Annotated in this window: 13 protein-coding genes, 1 pseudogene and 2 riboswitches; of the genes and pseudogenes, 2 read left to right on the forward strand and 12 right to left on the reverse strand. The window is 53.2% G+C overall.

The features are described from left to right. Nucleotides 1–83 precede the first annotated feature (83 nt). Nucleotides 84–169: riboswitch (cyclic di-GMP riboswitch) on the forward strand. Nucleotides 170–186: 17 nt separating this feature from the next. Further along, nucleotides 187–357, forward strand: a complete 171-nt coding sequence (locus tag FLT43_RS18900; RefSeq protein WP_115057747.1) for an anti-repressor SinI family protein — start codon at nt 187–189, stop codon at nt 355–357. A gap of 122 nt (nt 358–479) precedes the next feature. On the opposite strand, the gene FLT43_RS18905 is transcribed toward FLT43_RS18900, so the two are convergent. The 12 genes and pseudogenes from FLT43_RS18905 to FLT43_RS18960 form a co-directional block, all read right to left on the reverse strand. Then, on the reverse strand, nt 480–815 hold the full coding sequence (locus tag FLT43_RS18905; RefSeq protein WP_087444111.1) for a helix-turn-helix domain-containing protein: 336 nt from the start codon (nt 813–815) through the stop codon (nt 480–482). A gap of 67 nt (nt 816–882) precedes the next feature. Continuing rightward, complete coding sequence (locus FLT43_RS18910; RefSeq protein ID WP_087444110.1) at nt 883–2,706, reverse strand: ABC transporter ATP-binding protein; 1,824 nt, start codon at nt 2,704–2,706, stop codon at nt 883–885. After that, complete coding sequence (locus FLT43_RS18915; protein ID WP_087444109.1) at nt 2,703–3,164, reverse strand: lasso peptide biosynthesis B2 protein; 462 nt, start codon at nt 3,162–3,164, stop codon at nt 2,703–2,705. Before FLT43_RS18915 ends, FLT43_RS18910 begins: the two co-directional genes overlap by 4 nt. Then, entirely contained in the window at nt 3,161–3,460 is a 300-nt protein-coding gene (locus FLT43_RS18920; RefSeq protein ID WP_087444108.1) for a lasso peptide biosynthesis PqqD family chaperone, read from the reverse strand. The genes FLT43_RS18915 and FLT43_RS18920 overlap by 4 nt, the downstream gene beginning before the upstream one ends. Then, nucleotides 3,457–4,491, reverse strand: coding sequence for an aldolase (locus FLT43_RS18925; RefSeq protein WP_181823464.1), 1,035 nt, complete (start codon nt 4,489–4,491; stop codon nt 3,457–3,459). The genes FLT43_RS18920 and FLT43_RS18925 overlap by 4 nt, the downstream gene beginning before the upstream one ends. A 12-nt stretch (nt 4,492–4,503) precedes the next feature. Then, nucleotides 4,504–4,641: a paeninodin family lasso peptide gene (locus FLT43_RS18930; protein WP_115057746.1), complete on the reverse strand. Its 138-nt coding sequence runs from the start codon at nt 4,639–4,641 to the stop codon at nt 4,504–4,506. A 14-nt stretch (nt 4,642–4,655) separates the two neighbouring features. Continuing rightward, nucleotides 4,656–6,593, reverse strand: a complete 1,938-nt coding sequence (locus FLT43_RS18935) for an asparagine synthase-related protein (protein ID WP_087444106.1) — start codon at nt 6,591–6,593, stop codon at nt 4,656–4,658. Between the two features lie 404 nt (nt 6,594–6,997). After that, nucleotides 6,998–7,457: pseudogene (locus FLT43_RS18940) on the reverse strand (5'-nucleotidase C-terminal domain-containing protein); the annotation flags it as partial. A gap of 72 nt (nt 7,458–7,529) precedes the next feature. Continuing rightward, nucleotides 7,530–8,561 (reverse strand): ribonucleotide-diphosphate reductase subunit beta, encoded by a 1,032-nt coding sequence (locus tag FLT43_RS18945; protein WP_174818158.1) that lies wholly within the window; start codon nt 8,559–8,561, stop codon nt 7,530–7,532. A gap of 100 nt (nt 8,562–8,661) precedes the next feature. Beyond that, nucleotides 8,662–11,007, reverse strand: coding sequence for a ribonucleoside-diphosphate reductase subunit alpha (locus FLT43_RS18950; RefSeq protein ID WP_087444105.1), 2,346 nt, complete (start codon nt 11,005–11,007; stop codon nt 8,662–8,664). 229 nt (nt 11,008–11,236) lie between these two features. Beyond that, nucleotides 11,237–11,510, reverse strand: a riboswitch (cobalamin riboswitch). A 260-nt stretch (nt 11,511–11,770) separates the two neighbouring features. Beyond that, nucleotides 11,771–12,781: an NADPH dehydrogenase NamA gene (namA, locus tag FLT43_RS18955; RefSeq protein ID WP_087444104.1), complete on the reverse strand. Its 1,011-nt coding sequence runs from the start codon at nt 12,779–12,781 to the stop codon at nt 11,771–11,773. A 119-nt stretch (nt 12,782–12,900) separates the two neighbouring features. Next, nucleotides 12,901–13,830 carry an alpha/beta hydrolase gene (locus tag FLT43_RS18960; RefSeq protein ID WP_087444103.1) on the reverse strand — a complete coding sequence of 310 codons (930 nt, stop codon included), beginning with the start codon at nt 13,828–13,830 and terminating at the stop codon, nt 12,901–12,903. An 845-nt stretch (nt 13,831–14,675) separates the two neighbouring features. Here FLT43_RS18960 and FLT43_RS18965 point away from each other — a divergent pair. Further along, complete coding sequence (locus tag FLT43_RS18965) at nt 14,676–15,167, forward strand: GAF domain-containing protein (protein WP_087444102.1); 492 nt, start codon at nt 14,676–14,678, stop codon at nt 15,165–15,167. Nucleotides 15,168–15,301: the final 134 nt, after the last annotated feature.

Consider the following 15,301-nt stretch of genomic DNA (forward strand, 5'->3'; position numbering starts at 1 on the left):
AATTCGACAAAACTAGTGCTCCAGAGACGACATACTATGACACCATGGAACGTCAAATGTCGTGTATAATACTACTTAATAAGTATATATTAGGAAACGATGAAATGCGCCTTTTTTGTCTGGGCACTTTAGGCGTGTGGAGTTAGTGGTGCAACCGGCCGAGTAAATTCGGGAGGCAATGCAATCATGGTTGAAGCGGTTACAGGTAACAATGAACAATTGGACAAGGATTGGGTAGCTATTATTTTAACTGCACGACAAATGGGCCTTTCCATTGCGGACATTCGTAAACTTCTTCGCGATTTTCAGGCACAGTCTGATCCTGAATGGCCGCTCCATGTCAATTCAGAAGCATAACTCACGATTGTTGACATTATCGAAAAGAAATCTCCTTCGTTGAGGCATGTTTACAGATAACGCGCGGTGAACTCAACAATCGGAGATTTCTTTATTTTGGGCTGCGTCAACGCTAGGGAGCATCATGACTCTTCGCGTGTTAGCTTCCACTTATTATATTCCAGAAATTCTTTGAATTGCTCTTTACTTACGCCAGAAGCCATCGCTTCTTTTACGAGATTAGTCCATTCTTCGTCCAACACCTCAGCTTCATTCGAAGCTTCCTTGTCTTGCAGCAGCTCCTCAACTGAGACCCCGAGAATAACACTAATCTTCTCCAGAAATTGAATGGAAGGATTCTGCTGAATTCCTCTTTCAATTGAGCTTAAATAGGATTTTGCGACACCTGCTCTTTCGGAGAGTTCTGACAGTGAGTAATTTTTCTTCCTTCGAAGGATTTGAATCCGTTCTCCGATCATGATTTAACCTCCGTGTATACATCTGCTTGTCCCTATTATATCCGATTTCCCCCACCTCCGAAAGCGGCTACAGCGTATAGACGTTAACAGGCTGCGCCTCCTGATTTTGTAAAAGATTTGCAAATATGCTCTTTTTTTCTGAGGATAATGACAAAAAGGTTCCCTGTTCAGCCAATTTCCCGTCATGTATGACTAAAATTTGTTCCGCGTTTTGGATGGTGGACAGCCTATGGGCAACCACAATGACCGTAATGCGATCCTTCAACCGATGTAAAGCGGTCAGAATCTTTTTTTCATTCTCCGTATCCAGTGCGCTTGTCGCCTCATCCAGAACAAGGATAGAAGGCTGCCGGATGATGGCTCTTGCCAGGACCAGGCGCTGCCGTTCTCCTCCTGACAAACGAATGCCTCGATCTCCAATGAGCGTCTCCAATTGGTGAGGAAGCTTGCGTACAAATTCAGCTGCCGAGGAAAAATCGAGGGCTTCCCACAGTTCGTTCTCCGTGGCACTCGGTTTCACCATCAACAGGTTTTCTCTTATGGTCGCATTATAAAGAAACGGATCCTGCGCCACATACCCGATGGAGCGTCTGTACGCGAGCAGGTTGTCATTCGTGATCGCTATGCCATCCACGAGGATTTGACCGGATTCAGGCTGCATCAGGCCCATAAGGATATCGATAAACGTGCTCTTGCCGGCCCCTGATTTGCCAACGATAGCGGTCATCCCTTGGGCTGGAATATGAACGCTGATATTTTGCAAAGCATACACAGGCAGTTGCGGCTGATAGCGAAACGAAAGATTTCTGACTTCGATTCCTTGCATAACGAACCAATGGCCAGGTCCCGGAGCGGGCGATTCGGTAAGCGTAATCGCCTGATCTGCGGCCAATTTGCAGTCACGCTGCAATTGCTGAAGAGCCTTGAAGGCCGGGATGGTCGAGGCTAATTGTTCCAGCTTGGACTGGAGGCTGGTAAATCTCGGCCACAACCTGGCAAAGAGCAGGATAACGATCAATAAAGACGGCCCCTCACTCGGAAAAAAACGAAATGACGTAAAGATAAATCCGGCAATAAGCAGTGAGGACGCTATTTTATACAACAGCTGGGAATTCAGCCGTAGCCGCACATAATCCAGCTGCTCTTGCATGGTTCCTTCGGTAAGCTGCTGGTGCCACTCCAAGCGGGAGGGTTCCAGGTTATTGCTCTTTATATCTTTCATTCCTTGAAGCTGGTCCGTGATTCCTGCCAAATAAGCTTGGGCGAGCTTGGACGTCTGGCTGCCGAGCTGCTTGGATTTGCGAATAAATCCGCGGGAAAGAAAAGCAAGCATGGCTCCGCAGGCAATAACGAACAGCGTTATCTTCGGTGAGATCCAGAAGGCGAAAATAATCTGAAGGAGGGTAAACAAGGCAGATGTAATGAATTGGAGAAGCAGACTGATTCCCCCCAAGACTCTGGCGGTTTCGATCGTAAGGGCATTCACCAGATCGGAAGTTCTGCGATTTATAAAAAAAGGCCATTGCGCTCTTAGAAGAGCACTGTAATTCTCGTAACGCAGTTGTCGGCTGAAATGTTGCTCTATCTCGGCATTGCGGACCGTAACGGCTCGATGAATGAGGTTCTGAGTGACGACAATCAGCAGGTATACGGTTAGAATGATGGCCAGGGAAGAGGCCTGCGGCAAGCTGTGCAGGATGTTCAAAAACCGCAGCCTGTTCTCCCAAGCCGGCTCTGACAACAGAACACCGCCAACCGTAAGCATGGGGATGAGCAGAAGAAATGTCATGCCCTCCAGGAGACTGCTGATCACCATGCCGATAATGTTGATGCTTAATTGTAACCCTGCCGTTTGATGAAGCCGCTTCATGTACAGAATAATCGAATTCATGGGTCTGTCCCTGCGCTCTTCGCGAATTTCTCCACCACGACGAACTGCTTCATCATCTCGGCGCCGGTAATGTATATCGAGCCGCTGCGGAGCCAGGCGTGTGCGATCAGTTCACCGTTTTTATTTTTCCCGGTCCCCAAATATAACGTGCTGTGCAGGTTTCTTTTTTCAAGCATCTTCATACCTGCCATCGCCCTTACCAAGCATTTGCTCTCCCAGAAAGTATGCCGGCTCACGATCTGGATCGCGCTCCGAATATGCTTCATGGTTTTCGTGTGCGACGGATCATGGACTTCTGGCGTTTCCATGGATCGTCTCCCCAGCAGAGGCGAGATCTTCGCGAACGGGAAATACAAAAGAATGCGCGCCCACCCCAAATAAAGAAAAGCTTCCGCGAATAAAAGGAATGTCTTCCGATCTGATAGGCATAACCATATCCATCTTCGCAACCGGTTCATAGCCGCTTCACATGCCGTATTAAGCCCTCATGCTCCAAATCCGAGAGGAACAGGAGAATGTCTTCCTCGCATTCCGACGACTCTACCTCATATGCGGATAAAATGGATCGGATAATATGTTCCGCCTTCACGGGCGTGATAAGCATGTCCCAGATCTCGCCTCCAAGCGTACCGAGATTATAGTATTTTCCCTTCTGGACGCTTAACATCACTTTCTCGCCGGCCATATCGCTAACGATATGGCCCTCGCATTGAACAAGCGTATCGACAGGGGTGATCGAATGAAGTTTGCTCATTGGTCATTCTCTCCTTGCCGGATAATGTTTAAGATATGCGATGTCAGATCAAGCGTGCTGAATCCAACCATGGGACGGTGCAGACGGTACATCCCGACCTGGCGAATGAAGGATGACAGGGTCTTGAAGTGCCATTCCATCAATCCCAGCGGCTGTACCAACAAATTACGGTACGTATGGTGAAAGAGGACGCGAAAGCGCTCCATCCCCTGGATCGGCGCAATATGAGTGGCTGCATCCCAGGGAACCAGCTCAAAGATACTTGCCAACGGAAGTGGTTTTTCATGAAAGTTGGACCCCGCGGGCACGGCAAATTTCGTATTACGCTCATAAAGCGGGGTGTAATTGGCATTGTCCATTCCCATGTGCTTCAATGTGTCCACCCATAATTTTTGCTGCGGGTAAGATGGAACAACCCAAGGAGAGCCTCGAGTCATCACGACGGGAATAACATCATCGCTAAGCAGCGGATATCCCTCGGACATCAGGTGCAAGGCCAAGGTGGATTTGCCCGCCCCGGATTCGCCGATAATGGCATAGGCTTTCCCGTCAATAGCTACGGCGCTGCCGTGCAAAGGCATAATTTTGCGCTGCAGCAATAGAATGCCCATACAAGTCCCCAGAATAAAAAGCCGAACCCAATTCTCTTCCGCCTGATCGAACGGAGAGACCAGGATGGAGGAGGCATCCTGTACCGCATATATGGCAGCCCCAGGTACCCGAAACATAACCGTACGGCCGTGATCCAGAATAGCGAAGTTTCCATAGAAATGAATGGAGCTGTTCCAGAGAGGCTGCAAGTCTGTCCGCCGTACCGTAATGTTGTCCAGAGGCTCGCGCTCGCCAGCCAGAGGCAGTTCCGGTAATACAAAGTCGCTCTCAATACGGAAGCCAAAAGCTTTATAATGGTCAGTCCTTACCGCTGCTCGTTCGGTCATGCTCATCTCTCCAAGAGTTTGTAAATTTGAGAACAGGGGAACCCTTATACCCGTTGAGAAGTATAAGGGTACCGCACCAGTAACCGCATTCATTAAGCCAATTGTCTAGCTATCCATCGGATCGTAATGCACATCTTCATCCGGGTCCGGCTGGAAAGCATCCGGCGTAGAGAGACCCGGTCCAGCCATGGTCTGATGAACATCCAACACTTCAAGGGATGGCTTGCTGTACTGCTTTTTCATGGTTACACCTCCTTTCAAGAGATTCTTGACAGGAATTTATGAAAGATGAACCCGCGCATCAGCACGCGGAACTTGAGATCGAACGCAAGCTCCGGCCGCGGGCGATGGCGGATCTCGTTCAGCAGTTCACGAAGCAGGGGGGCATTCAGATAATAACAAGTTCGCGGATCGCCAATCATCTGTTCAAGCTCACGGATCAATCCACTCCAGTCAGGCATGAGCCTGAACACGCCGTCAGCGCCCTGGACGCCGCGTCTTTTGCGATTCAATCTCACCTTGTCGGGGAGGTAGCGGGCGGTTGCCCTGCGTATGAGTGAACGGTCGACGCCTTGCTGAACGAACTGTTCATCAGGCACCGACAGACAGAAGCGGACGACCCGCAGATCATTAGTGGGATCCCTGTCCCAGATTTTATGCTTAAGGGAAAGCTTTGTGCCGATCGTTCCGTTAATATTCCAAAAGTACAGCTGATTAAAATGATCCTTGCGGATGTCATACGCGTTCTGAGTCGATGATCCCCAGACGTCCATGCCGCAGGCCTTCATGTGGTCGGTTACATTGGTTTTGCTGGCGAAGTCCGGGTTAATCAAGACCGGCAGCGCAGGATCGTCTCCCGGAGCAATCAGCGGGGCGAGCCAAGGAAAGCTCTTTTTGCCGACGATTTGAAGCACTTTCCAGGGATTCGCCCCAAGCGATTGGCAATAACGTCTGTGCTCCCAGAAGAACGACACGAGACGCCCCTTCCTTAGCAGACTGGCTTGGTAATCCATGGCGGGCCCCCAGGAAATGGTCCAGTTCCCCCTCTGTCCGGTCAGCATAACCCCGATGTCCCGGGCAGAGGCTTGTTCATAGATTCCTTTAAGCCAAAAAGAGTTCTCGAAAAATTTATATGGCATCTCCAGCGTATCAAGCCATTCGTCTATGACGGAGTAAGGGTTGCTTGACGGATAACTGGATACATTCATCTCGATATTGCCTACATGCTCCGCCGTGGACCGTATGTATTCTCTTTCATCCGCAAAACGGCTGCATGAAGTGAAATCGGAAAAGCCTTCGATCGGATAATAGCTGAAGGTATAGAGAGACTTGTTGTTGGCTTTCAACATCGGTGCGGCAAAGCTTACAACCGAACCGGAATCAAGTCCGCCGCTTAGATGTGCTCCAACCTGGCGGAACGTTCTTAACCGAGCCTGAACCGCAGTCTGGAAAACATCCCGGAGCGCTTCCTCGTATTCCTCGTTGCTTGTAAGCACAAGCTTCTCAGTATGCTGCAGACGGCAATATTGTTGAAAGATTACTTTCCCATTGGCAACGAAAATGGAATGCGAAGGGGGGATCTGCTTGATGGATTGATACACGGTAGAAAAAGAATCTACGGCGTCTGTCGTGATGGGGATAGCAAGGAATTGGGAAATCCAGTGTTCGTTCAAGTCTCTTTTCACATGTGGCAGCGTAAGCAGTGGTTCCATGATTGTACAGAATGAGAACAGTTCCGGGGATTGATGAAAGTAAAGGGTCCGTGTTCCGGAAAAATCCCTTGCGCCAAACATCGTGCGATCCCTGCCATCCCAAATGATGAAAGCGAAATCCCCGACGAGATGTTTGGGCATATCATGGCCCCATTTCATATACGCTTGGAGAATAAGCTGGCTGTCCGTTATGGTCTGTCGAGCCTGCTTGGATAGTTGCAGCTGGTCTGCTAATTCGTCCCGGTTATCAATAATCGCATCCGAAGTAATGGCGAGCGATGTAACCGGATCATAGCAGGGCAGGACCTCGTTGATGGATTGCGGGGTAATGCACTGCTGGAGGCTCCCCAGAAATAAGGAACCGTTACTCCAGCTGCTTACATAATCAGCGGGAAAGCGCCGCAACGCATCGATCATTTGTCTGCCAAGTCCGGGTTCCAGCTTATCGTGTTGAAGGTGATAAATGCCTGCTACTGCACCCATCATCGTTCTCCTCCGAATACACGTTTTTTGTTCTTATTAAAGAACGAGATAAACTTAATATGTTCCCAATAAAGAACACAAATAAAGAGTAACATCCCTCTTTAAGGATTGTCAACCATGGTTGAAAGAATGAGAAGGGACGGGAACTGCACATGTAGAAATAGATGTGAACATCAGCCTCGTCTCGGCCAGTGCATCCCGTGTGAGTCTTCCCATTCGAGGTGGCGCAATATGTCGCCTTAACCCCTCTTAGGATGCGGATGCCCTCTATCTTCTCTGGGAAGATGGGGGCTTTTTTTCATCAAAAAAAGAGCCGCGCAGGCACGGGGAAATACGTGCGGCGTACGCGGCCCTTTGAAGAGGGGCTTGATTATAATAGCTTCTATACGGAATGGGCAAGACAGTTACTGGCGAATGCGCTGCTCGGTCCTGCTTGTAATCTCTTTCTTCGCCTTCATGTACTGTTCGACTACTTCATAGAGCGTGACGCCCGTATCAAGCGATTTTTTGTTCATGAACATGGAGTATCCGTCACCGCCCGCGATCAGGAAGTCGTTCGTCGCGACACGATACGTTGTGTCTTTTTCCAGCGCCTTGCCGCCTGCCTTGACATCGGTCACGCCGCTTTAGCAAGCCGCCGGAGAAATGAACCAGATCTTCGCCATGATAGTACAGGTCTACCCGGCCCAGCGACTTGGCGTATTCCCAATCCTGCACAATGTATGTGCCATTGACCAGCTCCGGCTCATCGACCCGAGTATGGGTGTGGCCGCCAACGATGATATCGATGCCCGGCACCTGCTTCGCCATCTCGCGATCATACTTCAGGCCGGTATGGCAGAGCACGATGACATGATGGGCCTTGCCTCATACCGTTCATATTATGCGCTGGCAATAGGGATACATGCGCGGGCGGGTGCCCGGCAACATGCCTGCTTACAGCTCGTCGAAGCCGTTGTCATCGCCGACTTTGCCGTAGTTGCGCGATTTGGCTTCGAAGAAGTCGGTCTTCGTCGAATTGAGCGCCTCGTCGGAGAAGGGCTTAATCCAAGGCATGCAGTTCACGTCGACGCCTTCATAGGCCTTCTCCAGGCCCATCATAGCGAGGCGGCGGTTCGCGATATATTTAATGTAATCACTCAACTCGCGCAGATCGATGCCGCGAATATTGCTGAGCGTATAATGCGCCCAGTTCGTCTCCAACTGCACGGCCCGGTCAATTGTATCGTAGACGAACCGGCGGTTCGCGTCGGTATTCAATTCCGGGAAATCGCGCAGCAACTGCTTGAACACTTCGCCGAAGAAGTAGCAGTGCTGGTTCTCGTCGCGCTGGATGTACGAGATCATCTGGCTCGTCGCCATCATCTTCTGGTCGCGCGCCAGATTGTAGAAGAAGGCGAACGTGCTGTAGAAAAATACGCCTTCGAGAATCAGATCGGCGACGAGCGCTTCGAAGAACGTCTGCGGCGTCGGATTGTCCCGGAATGTCTGGTAAATGTCCGCGATGAAGCGGTTGCGCTCGAGCAGCACGGCATCATGCTTCCAATATTCGAAAATATCCTTCTGCTCCTGCTCCGACACGAGCGAGGACAGCACATAAGAATAAGATTGATTGTGAACGACTTCCTGCTGGGCGATAATGGCCGCGATGGCCTCCAGGGAGGAATCAGTGAAAAACCGCTTCACATCGCCTACGAACATCGTCTGCATCGAATCGAGCACCGCCAGCAGCGAGATATTGATCTTAAAGGCGCGCTGCTCATCTGGCGTCAGGTTCGGAAATTGCTGGGCGTCTTTGGACATCGGAATCTCATCGGCAATCCAATGGTTCAGCAGAAGCACCTTGTACAGCTTGTACATGTGCGGCATCCGGATATCGTCCCAGTTCAAGATGCCGGAGCATTCGCCCAAAATAATGCGGGTCGATTGGTTCGGCGCCTCGGTATTGAATATTTTTTGCAGTTTCAGCTCGCGATCGAGTAAAGTCATCATTTTCTTCCTTTCCTCACATTATCATCATTCTATCTGCCGCCCGGCGAGAGCTCCATGCGGCGCTGCTTCACTTCATTTAAGAGCTGCACGCTTCGCATTCCTCTACGGTCAGCGCCTGGCTGCGCACGTAGTAGGTCGATTTCAAGCCGGCCTTCCATGCATGCAGATGCAGGTTAAGGAAATCGACGGCCCGGATATCCGGACGGACGTACAGGTTGAAGCTCTGGCCTTGGTCGATATGGCGCTGGCGGGCTCCCGTCATACGGATCGACCAGTTCTGATCGAGGCGGAATGCCGTCTTGTAATACCACATCGTCTTGTCGGACAAGTCCGGCGCCGGATTGGCGATTTTGTACGTGGTCTTCTCCTCATAGCTGAGCAGCTCGTATACCGGATCGATGCTCGCCGTCGAGCCGGCAATGATCGAGGTGGAGCCGTTCGGCGCGACCGCCATTAGCCAGGCGTTGCGCATCCCGTTCGCCTTGACCTCGGCAGCGAGCTCGTTCCACTGCTCGGTCGTCACGAAGCGGCCGGGGCGCGTTCCGGTCGTATATTCGCGCTGTTCGAAGTAGCGGCCGTTCTCCCATTCGGACTGAGCGAACAGCGGGTAAGCGCCTTTTTCCTTCGCCAGTTCCATGCTTGCCCGCACCGCCAAATAATGAATCTGCTCATAGAGGTAGTCGTTGTATTCCACGGCCTCATCCGATTCCCAGGCGATGCCTTCCAGCGCAAGCAGATGATGCAGCCCGAAGGTGCCGAGCCCGATCGCGCGATAGCGCCGGTTCGTATGCTGGGCTTGCAGCACTTCGATATTGTTAATGTCGATGACGTTGTCGAGCATCCGCACTTGGATCGGCACGAGGCGTTCGAGCACCCGCACGGCGCGTGCCAGATGAATGGAGTTCAGGTTGCAGACGACGAAGTCGCCTGGAAGCTTGCTGATGATGATGCGGGCCCCGCCGTCCTCCAGCACCAGCTCTTCCTGCTCGATCGTCGTCGGCGACATATTCTGCATTATCTCGGTGCACAGATTGGAGCAGAAGATCATGCCATGCGCCTTGTTCGGATTGGCCCGGTTGGCGGTATCCTTGTAGAACATATAAGGCGTTCCGGTCTCGAGCTGGGATTTGAGAATACGCTTCATGATGTCGATGGCCGGCAGCGTAATGCGCGAGAGATGGGGGGTCGCCACCGCCTCTGCATACTTCTCGCGGAACTGCCCCTGGCCTGCCTGCTCGTCATAGAAATCTTCCAGTCCTAGCGGACGGCCGTTCCCGTCGGTCCAGCCCAGTGTCTTCTTCACTTCATGCGGACAGAATAGATGCCAGTCTTCGCGCTTTTCGACCGCTTCCATGAACAGATCCGGAATACAGACGCCATGGAAAATATCATGGGCGCGCATGCGCTCGTCGCCGTTATTTAATTTGAGATCGAGGAAGGACAGAATGTCCTTGTGGAACACGTCCAGATAGACGGCAATGGCGCCCTTGCGCGTGCCGAGCTGGTCGACGCTCACCGCGGTGTTGTTCAGCTGGCGGATCCAAGGAATGACGCCGGAGCTCGTATTTTTGTGGCCGCGAATATCGGAGCCGCGCGCCCGCACTTTCCCGAGATAGACGCCGATGCCGCCGCCCATCTTGCTCAGCCGGGCCACGTCGGTATTCGAATCGAAGATACCTTCCAGCGAGTCATCCACCGTGTCGATGAAGCAGCTCGACAATTGGCCGGCGACCTTCTTGCCCGCGTTCGCCATTGTCGGCGTCGCGGCAGTCATATAGAGATTGCTCATCGCCCAATATGCTTCCTTGGCCAGCTCAACCCGGCGCTCCTCCGGTTCCTGATGCATCAGGTACATGGCGATGATCATATAGCGCTCCTGCGGCAGCTCCATCGTGCGCCCTTCGAAATCAACGGCCAAATACCGCTCCGCGAGAGTAAGCAGCCCGATATAGTCGAACAGCTCGTCGCAGGCCGGATCGATCGCCTGGCCCAGCTCGCGAATCTGATCGGGCGTATAGGCCTCCAGCAGCTCCTGACGGTAGATGCCGATATCGGCCAGCTGCTTAATCAGCTTGTAGAAGTCGCCATACGGGCGATCGGCGTACGCCTTGTAGCTGCGGTGCAAAGCCGCTTCCTTATACAGCTTCGTCAACAGGGCGCGCGCCGCGACAAACTTCCACTTCGGCTCCTCGACGGAGACCAGCTCCAATGCGGTCATGATGCAAGCCTGCGTGATGTCGGATGCCTGAACATGGCTGTGACGAAGCTTGGCCAGGACGCCCCGGTGCCAGCGTTCCCGGTCCAGCTCCGGGTAAGCGCCCATGATGCGCTCGCCATAACGCATGATGCGCTCCGCGTCGAACGCGAGCGAGCGATTATTCGGTTTGTGTACGGTCTGAACAGTATGATTGGTGGTTAGCATCCGTATTCCTCCTCGAAAAAGAGCAATAAAAATAGCCGTCCCTTCGCGAGAACAGCTCAGGACGGCATGGCAAAGCCGTATGTATCCGGGGGCTTCTTATCATGGCGGCTGTGCATCACTAGGACAAGGCGCAGCTCCCCCCTCTAACCACGCAGCTGCAATCGCCCGCCGAAGGCGGTAACAGCGCAGCGCGCGGCCTGAACACGTTCCCTATTCCGCGTAGGGTAATGAATGTGCGGCGATACAGGCAGGTCTCCTGGCTCGAAGCCGAATACCTCGGCAGCCTTCCCGGGACATTCGTCCCAGTGGACATAGAAAAGGCCGCTCTCTACAGAGCGCCTGTTCTGTCGGGTACTTGCTGCCGGAACGGAGAGGACCGATGTTCCGGCAGCGCTTCTTACAGTGGCGGGACCGCGACGGATTCGCACCGTCTTCCCTATTAAGCCGGGGCCCGACGCGCATCGCTTTTGTCGAACCGCAGCACCTGTATCGTTCAATATGTTGTTATACTCATGATAATATACTACAACATATTGGGTAAGTAAATAGGTTTCAGGTGATATTCCTCATAAGAAAATGACAGGATTTGAGACAATTCCGAGGGCTGTCCGGACCTTAAAAATGTTCGGGATCGGAGAGGTCCGCTCCCGCACTTGAACGGCAGCGGCGGATTGGGGCGAAGATAATGCAAGCAGGCGAGGCCGCTGGTGCGGCCCCGCCTGGAATAAGTGAGATTCAAGATGCAATGATTATTATAAATGGATTACCAGCCGCGATCGTATTGCTTCGGCGGAGCGAGTTCCTGGCGCAATTGCTTCGCAGCCTGGCGCGGCCAGTACGGATCCCGCAGCAGCTCGCGGCCGAGGAAGATGAGATCGGCCCGGCCATTGCGGACAATCTCTTCCGCCAAGGACGGTTCGGTAATCAGCCCGACGGCACCGGTCGCGATGCCGGCTGATTGGCGGATCGCATGCGCATATTGGACCTGATAACCCGGGTACGCTTCGACCCGATGAGGGACGACCCCGCCCGAGCTGCAGTCGATCAGGTCGACGCCCTGGTCCTTCATTCGCCGCGCATAGTCAATGTATGCCTCGATCACGTTGCCGCCTTCGGCATATTCATTGGCCGAGATGCGTACGAACAGCGGCTTCGACCACGTGATGCGCACCGCTTCAATCACTTCGCTCAAGAAGCGGTAGCGGGCGTCGGCGCTGCCGCCGTAGCTGTCGGTCCGCTGGTTCGTGAGCGGGGACAGGAACTGGTTGATCAAATACCCGTGCGCGCCGTGAATCTCGATGACGTCGAATCCGGCTTCCTCCGCCCGCCGCGCGGCGTCGGCGAATGCTTTGATCGTCTTGCGGATGTCCTCCAGCGTCATCTCCTCCGGCGTCTCATAGGCTTCGCTGAAGCGAAGCGCCGAAGGGGCGATGATCCCGGGGACGGTTGCTTTGCGCCCGGCGTGGGCGAGCTGAATCCCGATCTTGCCGCCGTGCGCGTGGACCATGTCGGTCAGGCGGCGGAGTCCGTCTACATGCTCGTCGCTCCAAATGCCCAGATCCTGCGCGCTGATGCGTCCGCCAGGGGTGACGGCGGTGGCCTCGATCATGATCAGGCCGACTTGTCCGACGGCACGGGACGTATAGTGGACCAGATGCCAATCGTTGACCATCCCGTCCTCATTGTGGCAAGAGTACATGCACATCGGCGACATCACGATACGATTCGGTATCGTCACCCCGCGTAACGTTAGCGGTTCAAATAATTGGGGCATGGCTATCCCTCCAAAGAATCATGTTCGAGATTGTATTTCCCAATTCCATTATACCCCTCCAAGTATGCAGGAACAAATCGACCGTTCACGTCGAAGGATATTCCTTGATGCAGCAATGATTACGGCGTGTGATTCCGCAGCCAAGAGAGGCAGTCAGATGTAACCTCATCCCGGTTCTTCTCATTCAGGAGCTCATGCCGCGCCTCCGGGTACAAAATGCACTCAACCTCGCGGATCCCGAGCTCGCGATACATCTCAGCCAGCCGCCGTATGCCCTTGCCGTATTGGCCGACCGGATCGCGATCGCCAGCAATGAGCATCACCGGCAGCTCCTTCGGTATGGCCTGCATCGTCTCGGGGCGATGAATGTCCTGCAGCAGCCTGAATAAGTCCCGGTAAAAGCCAATTGTGCTCAAAAATCCGCATTCCGGGTCGGCCACGTACTTATCGACTTCCTGTTCATCCCGGCTCAACCAGTCGAAGGAGGTTCGGCTCGGCCGGAACGTACGGTTGAAGCCGCCGAATGCCATGTTGTCAATCATTTTGCTGCGGTGGCGGGAGCCGCGAGCGGAGGCAATCAGCTTCGTCAGCGCGACTCCGGCGTACAATTCGCGTCCCCGCGGCCCGTTGGTGCCGCACAGAATGACGCCGTTTATTTTATCGCCGTGCTCCGCAATATATTTCTGGGCCAGAAAGGAGCCCATGCTGTGCGCGAACAGAAATACCGGCAGCCCGGCCTGCTCAGACTGAATGATCTCGGTCAATTGCGCCATATTGCGGACCATCCATGTAAAGCCGTCTTCGCCGACATAGCCGAGGTCTTCGGGCCGTTCCGCGGTCCGGCCATGCCCGCGGTGGTCGTTGGCGTAGACAACGTAGCCCGCCTCCGTCAGCGCTTCAGCGAAGCGGCTGTAGCGTCGGGCCGTCTCGGTCATGCCGTGGGCAATCTGAATGACCCCGCGCACGGGCTGCCCTTCTTCCGGATCCCAGCGGTACACATGGACGCGAACGCCCTCCGGGTCGGTGAACGTGAACGTATTGGATAACATATAGAACGCCTCCCGTAATGGATCGGCGATAAGCTGCGGCGGCAGGGGAGCAGCCAGCAGCCTATTGCCGGTTCGTCAGGTCCGCTTCTCTCGTTGCGCTCAAGGGACCTTATATCATTATCTTCCATTATATCTTCGGACAGGGAAGGAAATCCATGATTCTGATTCGTGCGCATTCTCTGATTGCGGTTTTTTGGAGCACTTCTGATACTTGTCGGATGTCTTTCTCACTCCTTTTGCCCAATATCCCATCCGCTCAGTCTTGTTTTCATTTGTTGTAGCATTACGTATTCTTTTGTGTAGTCTCCCAGTCGTTCAGGTAACATATATTCCTCGAAACAATACCCTACGCTCAATCTCCCACTCGGTCAGGATGAAACTATCCGCTCGGTCTGAGCCCGTCTGGTTCGGAACCGCTTGGTCTGAACCTGCTTGGTCTGAACCTGCATAGCCTGAACCTGCTTATTCTGAAACTGCTTAGTCTAAAATCATTCGTTTCTGAGCTATGGGGATATCCGTTATAAGAGGGCTAGAGAGGGGTGCTGAGTTTCCTGATCACCGTGAATATATTTTGATAAGAGATATGTGCGGGATCGAGAGGGTTTCGGGCCTTTCTGAATAACAGTAGGATCGTTCATAGAGGCCTGTATGGTCTATAAAAGGTTACTGGCTCTCCTGAGCGACGGGAATATTGGTCATAAGAAGCAAATGAAGATGGAGAGGTAATGGAAAAGAGTGGTGATACAGGCGTTGCGGCGCTGAGCGCCTCTTCGCGGCAGCCCCCAGATGTGATACGATGGTACATAATCGTAACAAGAAATACTGTGCAATCAGGAGGCCTGCCGATGTTCACACCGAGCCAATATTCCGGTCAGCCGGATCAGGATTATCCGCTGCTTCATAAGCAGCTTCTCGCCTTAATCGAGGGCGAGCCGAATCTTATCGCCAACCTGGCCAATGCATCGGCCTTGCTCTGGCAAGGCTTGAAGGATATTAACTGGGCCGGATTCTACTTAATGGACGAGTCCAAGGAAGAACTGGTGCTCGGCCCGTTCCAGGGCTTGCCGGCCTGCATCCGCATTCCGTTGGGACGGGGCGTGTGCGGAACCGCCGCCCAGGAGCGGCGAACGCTCGTCGTCCCGGACGTTCACGCCTTCCCGGGCCATATCGCCTGCGACGCGGCATCCCGTTCCGAGATCGTCGTCCCTATGATGAAGGACGGACGGCTTGTCGGCGTGCTGGATATCGACAGTCCGCTTACGGACCGGTTCCAGGAGCCGGATCGGGAGGCATTGGAGAAGATGGTCGAAGCCTTGATGAAGGAAGCGGTTCTGTAATCTCATATTGTAATCGCATATGGGCAGCGTGATCCGGAATGGACGCGCTGTTTTTTTGTGACATGAGGCGAGATTGTGAAGTCGATGCGATATTCATGATTTTGAAATATTTGTTGTGATCGTACGCACTCGGC

The sequence above is a fragment of the Paenibacillus thiaminolyticus genome (genome assembly GCF_007066085.1).
Classification (GTDB): domain Bacteria; phylum Bacillota; class Bacilli; order Paenibacillales; family Paenibacillaceae; genus Paenibacillus_B; species Paenibacillus_B thiaminolyticus.